The organism is Paracidovorax sp. MALMAid1276, from assembly GCF_049198005.1.
Classification (GTDB): domain Bacteria; phylum Pseudomonadota; class Gammaproteobacteria; order Burkholderiales; family Burkholderiaceae_C; genus Acidovorax.
This window is the reverse complement of record NZ_JBMIRS010000153.1, coordinates 1-4,479: the sequence shown is the minus strand read 5'-3', so window position 1 is coordinate 4,479 and position 4,479 is coordinate 1. Positions and strand designations below refer to the sequence as shown.

Here is a 4,479-nt window from a genome sequence, read left to right as displayed (position 1 = left end):
ATCCACTCATACCGATTGCACTCCAATGCGATCTTCAAAAAGACATTGAACAGGCTCTTCGAGCGCCAGAAATCCGGTGATGAGCGGCAGGTAGTCGCCAAAGTTGCTGAGCGCGTGGTCGCCCCCCGGCTGCACGATCTGCCGCGCCCCGGCGTAGCGGGCTGCCATTTCGCGCCAGTCCAGCACCTCGTCGCCCTGGGCGATGATGACCAGCTCCGGTGCGTGCGCGGGCCGGCCCTCGGTGGACAGCGCGCGCAGCTCGTCGATGTATTCGGGCAGAAAGAAAAAGCGTTCCTGCGGGTTCTGCCAGGTGGTCTGCTCGCCGATGTGGCGCGCGAGGTCGCGCGCCGGGTTCACCGCAGGGTTGAGCATCACGCTGGGGCAGCCTGCGCGCTGCGCTACCCAACTGGCATAGAAGCCGCCCAGCGAAGATCCGATCACCGCCATGCGCTCGCGCGGCCAGTCGGCAATGCCCTGGGCCACCATGTGCATGGCGGCCTGCGGGGACGGCGGGAGCTGCGGGCACCAGAAGTGCACGCCCGGGTGGTGCTGCGCCACATGGGCCGCCATCTGCCGCGCCTTGGCCGACTGGGGGGACGAGCGGAAACCGTGCAGGTACAGGAGGTGGGTGGTGGTCATCGGGGAGAGGGGAATCACTGCTGCAGAAGGCGGTGGCGGCGGCGTAGGATGTATGCAAATGTTTGCATGGGCACCGCGCTGTGGCGACTGCCCTCTGCCCCAGACCCCACCATGCCCGATTCTGCCCCGCTTTCTTCTGCCAGACGCTGGGCCCAGGGATCCGCCGCCAGGGCGCCCGCCACGGTGGGGCGTTTCGAGCTGGTGCGCCAGCTGGGGCGCGGCGCGCAGGCCACCGTGTGGCTGGCGCTGGACCCGCGCCTGCAGCGCGAGGTGGCCATCAAGCTGCTGCCCCCCATGGAAGGCCAGGACCCGGCGGTGCTGGAGCAGTGGCTGCGCGAGGCGCGCCATGTGAGCCGCCTGGCCCATCCCTTCATCGTGCCGGTGTTCGAGGCCGACGTGCAGGGCCGCCAGCCCTACATCGTCTTTGAATATGTGCCCGGGCGCACCTTGGCCGATCACCTGGCCCAGCAAGGCCGCTGCACGCCACACGACGCCGTGGCGCTGGTGGTGGACGTGCTGGACGGCCTGCAGGCGGCGCACCAGGCCGGCATCGTCCACCGCGACCTGAAGCCGTCCAACATCATGGTCGACGCGCAGCGCCACGCGCGGGTGATGGACTTCGGCATGGCGGCGCAGGTGCAGCAGCCCGGCAAGCCCGACGCGCAACTGGCCAGCGGCACGCCCGCCTACCTGGCCCCCGAAGCGGTGGCCGGGGCGGCGCCCGCACCGTCGATGGACGTGTATGCCGCCGCGCTGGTGCTGGTGGAACTGCTCAGCGGGCGGCCGCTGATCCACCAGAAGGACACCTGGCAGGCGCTGTACCGCATTGCCAACGAAACCCTGGTGCTGCCCGATGACCTGGGGCCGGGCGTGGACGATGGGCTGCGCGCCATCCTGCAGCGCGCCCTGGCCCGCGATCCCGGCCAGCGGCATGCGTCGGCGGCAGAACTGCGGGACGCGTTGCGCGCCTGGGCCGCGCCTGCCAGCGCGCCCAGTGCCGCGAGCAATGCCACGCTGGACTTCTTGCTGCGCCGCATGCGGCACAAGAGCGACTTTCCGGCGCTGTCCGACTCGGTGGCCCGCATCCAGCGCGTGGCCAATTCCGAGGACGACAGCATCAGCGACCTCACCCACGAGATATTGAAGGACGTGGCGCTGACCAACAAGCTGCTGCGCCTGGTCAACAGCGTGCACTATGCCCACGCCAGCCGGGGCACGATCAGCACGGTGTCGCGCGCGGTGAGCCTGGTGGGATTCAACGCGGTGCGCAACATGGCGCTGCGCCTGGTGCTGCTGGACCACATGCAGGACCGGCAGCACGCCAGCCAGATGCGCGAGGAGTTCCTGCGCGCGATGATGGCCGGCGCGGTGGCGTCCGAGCTGTGTGCCACGGCGCAGGCGGCAGAAGAAGCCTTCATCGGCGCCATGTTCCAGAACCTGGGCCGGATGCTGTGCGAGTTCTACTTTCCGGAAGAGGCCCGCCAGGTGCGCAGCCTTGTCGACTCGGGCCGCCTCGACGGCGGCGAGGAAACAGCCTCGCTGCAGGTGCTGGGGCTGGGCTTTGAGGATCTGGGCGTGGGCGTGGCGCGGGTCTGGGACCTGCCCGAGAGCCTGCAGCGCTGCATGCGCAAGCCCCTGGGCTCGCCGATGCAGCGCGCGCCCGAGCAGGGTGTGGAACGCCTGCGCTGGGCGGCCATGGCCGCCAACGAAGTCGCCAGCGCCCTGCTGGGCAGCGATCGGCCCCGCCAGTCCGCGCAGCTGGAGCAGATTGGCGCGCGCTATGCGCGGCCGCTGGCGCTGTCGGGTTCCGAGTTTGCCGAGGCCACGCTGCGCGCCCGCCACAAGCTGGTGTCGCTGGCCCAGGCGCTGGACCTGCGGGTGGAGCCCGGGTCCGCCGCCGCCCGGCTGCTGACGTTGCCTCCGGCCGAGGGCGCAGCCACCGGCCCCGAGGACGCGCTGGAGCACCACGAACTGCCGGCTGGCGACAGCGGCGCCCTGCCGGCCGTGCTGCCGTCCCAGGCCGACAGCGCGGTGTCGGTGGCGCAGGTCAATGAGGTACTGGCCGCAGGCATCCAGGACATCACCAATGCGATGGTGGAAAACTTTCAGCTCAACGACGTGCTGCGCATGATCCTGGAGACCATGTTCCGCGCGCTGGGCTTTCGGCGCATGGTGTTCTGCCTGCGGGATCCGAAGACCGATGCGCTGACGGGGCGCTTCGGGCTGGGGGAGGGCAGCGACGCGGCGGTGCGGGCGTTGCGGGTGCCCCTGAAGGCGCCGGGCGACCTGTTTGCCGCCGTGTGCCTGCGCGGTGCCGACACGCTCATCAACGATGCGACCGAGCCCCGGCTGCAGGCCCGCCTGCCCGACTGGTACCGCACGGGCCTCAATGCGCCCGCCTTCCTGCTGCTGCCGCTGCAGCTCAAGGGCCAGACCTTTGCGCTCATCTACGCCGACCAGGCGCGCGCCGGCGGCATCGTGGTGGACGACAAGGCCCTGGGCCTGCTGCGCACCCTGCGCAACCAGGCCGTGATGGCGTTCCGCCAGTCGGGTTGACCGGCTGCAGCGCGGCGGGGCCCGATAATCGCGGGATGGCCGTCGTCTTTGAAAAGCCCACCCTCGCGCAGCGCTTCGCGCCGCTGTTCAGGGGTTTTGATCTTCCGCTGCTGCTCGTGGTGCTGCTGCTGGCGGGTGCCGGCCTGGTGGCCATGTATTCCTCGGGCTACGACCACGGCACACGCTTCATGGACCACGGCCGCAACATGATCATTGCGGGCGCCATCCTGTTCATGGTGGCCCAGGTGCCGCCCCAGAAGATCATGTCTTTTGCCGTGCCGCTGTATGCCGCCGGGGTGGCGCTCCTGGTGGCGGTGGCGCTGTTCGGCATCACCAAGAAGGGCGCGCAGCGCTGGATCAACCTGGGCATCGTCATCCAGCCCAGCGAGATCCTCAAGATCGCCATGCCGCTCATGCTGGCCTGGTGGTTCCAGAAACGCGAGGGCACCCTGCGGCCGCTCGATTTCGTCGCTGCCGGGCTGCTGCTGGCCATTCCGGTCGGCCTGATCATGAAGCAGCCCGACCTGGGCACCTCGCTGCTGGTGCTGGCAGCGGGTCTGTCGGTCATCTTCTTTGCGGGCCTGTCGTGGAAGCTGGTGCTGCCGCCGGTGCTTGTCGGGGGGCTGGGCATCTTCATTCTGGTGCTGATGGGCGACCAGTGGTGTGCCGACGGCGTGCGCTGGGTGGTGCTGCACGACTACCAGCAGCAGCGCATCTGCACGCTGCTCGACCCCACGCGCGACCCGCTGGGCAAGGGCTTTCACATCATCCAGGGCATGATCGCCATCGGCTCGGGCGGTGTGTGGGGCAAGGGCTTCATGGCGGGCACGCAGACCCATCTGGAGTTCATCCCCGAGCGCACCACCGACTTCATCTTTGCCGCCTTCTCGGAAGAATTCGGGCTGGCGGGCAACCTGTTCCTGCTGGTCTGCTTCGTCCTGCTGGTGTGGCGCGGGCTGGCCATTGCGGCCGGGGCCAACAGCCTGTTCGGTCGCCTGATGGCCGGGGCGGTGTCCATGATTTTCTTCACCTATGCGTTCGTCAACATGGGCATGGTCAGCGGCATCCTGCCCGTGGTGGGCGTGCCGCTGCCCTTCATCAGCTATGGCGGCACGGCCATGGTGACCCTCGGTCTGGCGCTGGGCATCCTGATGTCGGTGGCGCGGGCCCAGAAGCAGGACGCCAAGGACGCGCGGCCTGCCCTGTAAGAACGTGTTTACGATCTCCCAGGGGTCGCGCAGCGGCCTTGTCGGGATGGGATGCAAGGCACGGTGCGCAGTGGAT

Annotated in this window: 3 protein-coding genes; 2 read left to right on the top strand and 1 reads right to left on the bottom strand. The window is 69.0% G+C overall.

The window, feature by feature from the left end:
* Nucleotides 1–6: 6 nt before the first annotated feature.
* A complete protein-coding gene (locus tag ACOQFS_RS10190) occupies nt 7–639 on the bottom strand; it encodes a YqiA/YcfP family alpha/beta fold hydrolase (RefSeq protein WP_421562766.1) in 633 nt (210 codons plus the stop codon).
* Between the two features lie 111 nt (nt 640–750).
* Between ACOQFS_RS10190 and ACOQFS_RS10185 the strand changes: the two genes are divergently transcribed.
* Together ACOQFS_RS10185 and rodA are read left to right on the top strand one after the other, a co-directional pair.
* On the top strand, nt 751–3,195 hold the full coding sequence (locus ACOQFS_RS10185) for a protein kinase domain-containing protein (RefSeq protein WP_421562765.1): 2,445 nt from the start codon (nt 751–753) through the stop codon (nt 3,193–3,195).
* 35 nt (nt 3,196–3,230) lie between these two features.
* Complete coding sequence (gene rodA / locus ACOQFS_RS10180) at nt 3,231–4,403, top strand: rod shape-determining protein RodA (RefSeq protein WP_421562764.1); 1,173 nt, start codon at nt 3,231–3,233, stop codon at nt 4,401–4,403.
* Nucleotides 4,404–4,479: the final 76 nt, after the last annotated feature.

Coding starts and splice junctions, on each gene's coding strand:
- ACOQFS_RS10190 (WP_421562766.1), bottom strand. CDS start 639: ATGACCACCACCCACCTCCTGTACCTGCACGGTTTCCGCTCGTCCCCC.
- ACOQFS_RS10185 (WP_421562765.1), top strand. CDS start 751: ATGCCCGATTCTGCCCCGCTTTCTTCTGCCAGACGCTGGGCCCAGGGA.
- rodA (WP_421562764.1), top strand. CDS start 3,231: ATGGCCGTCGTCTTTGAAAAGCCCACCCTCGCGCAGCGCTTCGCGCCG.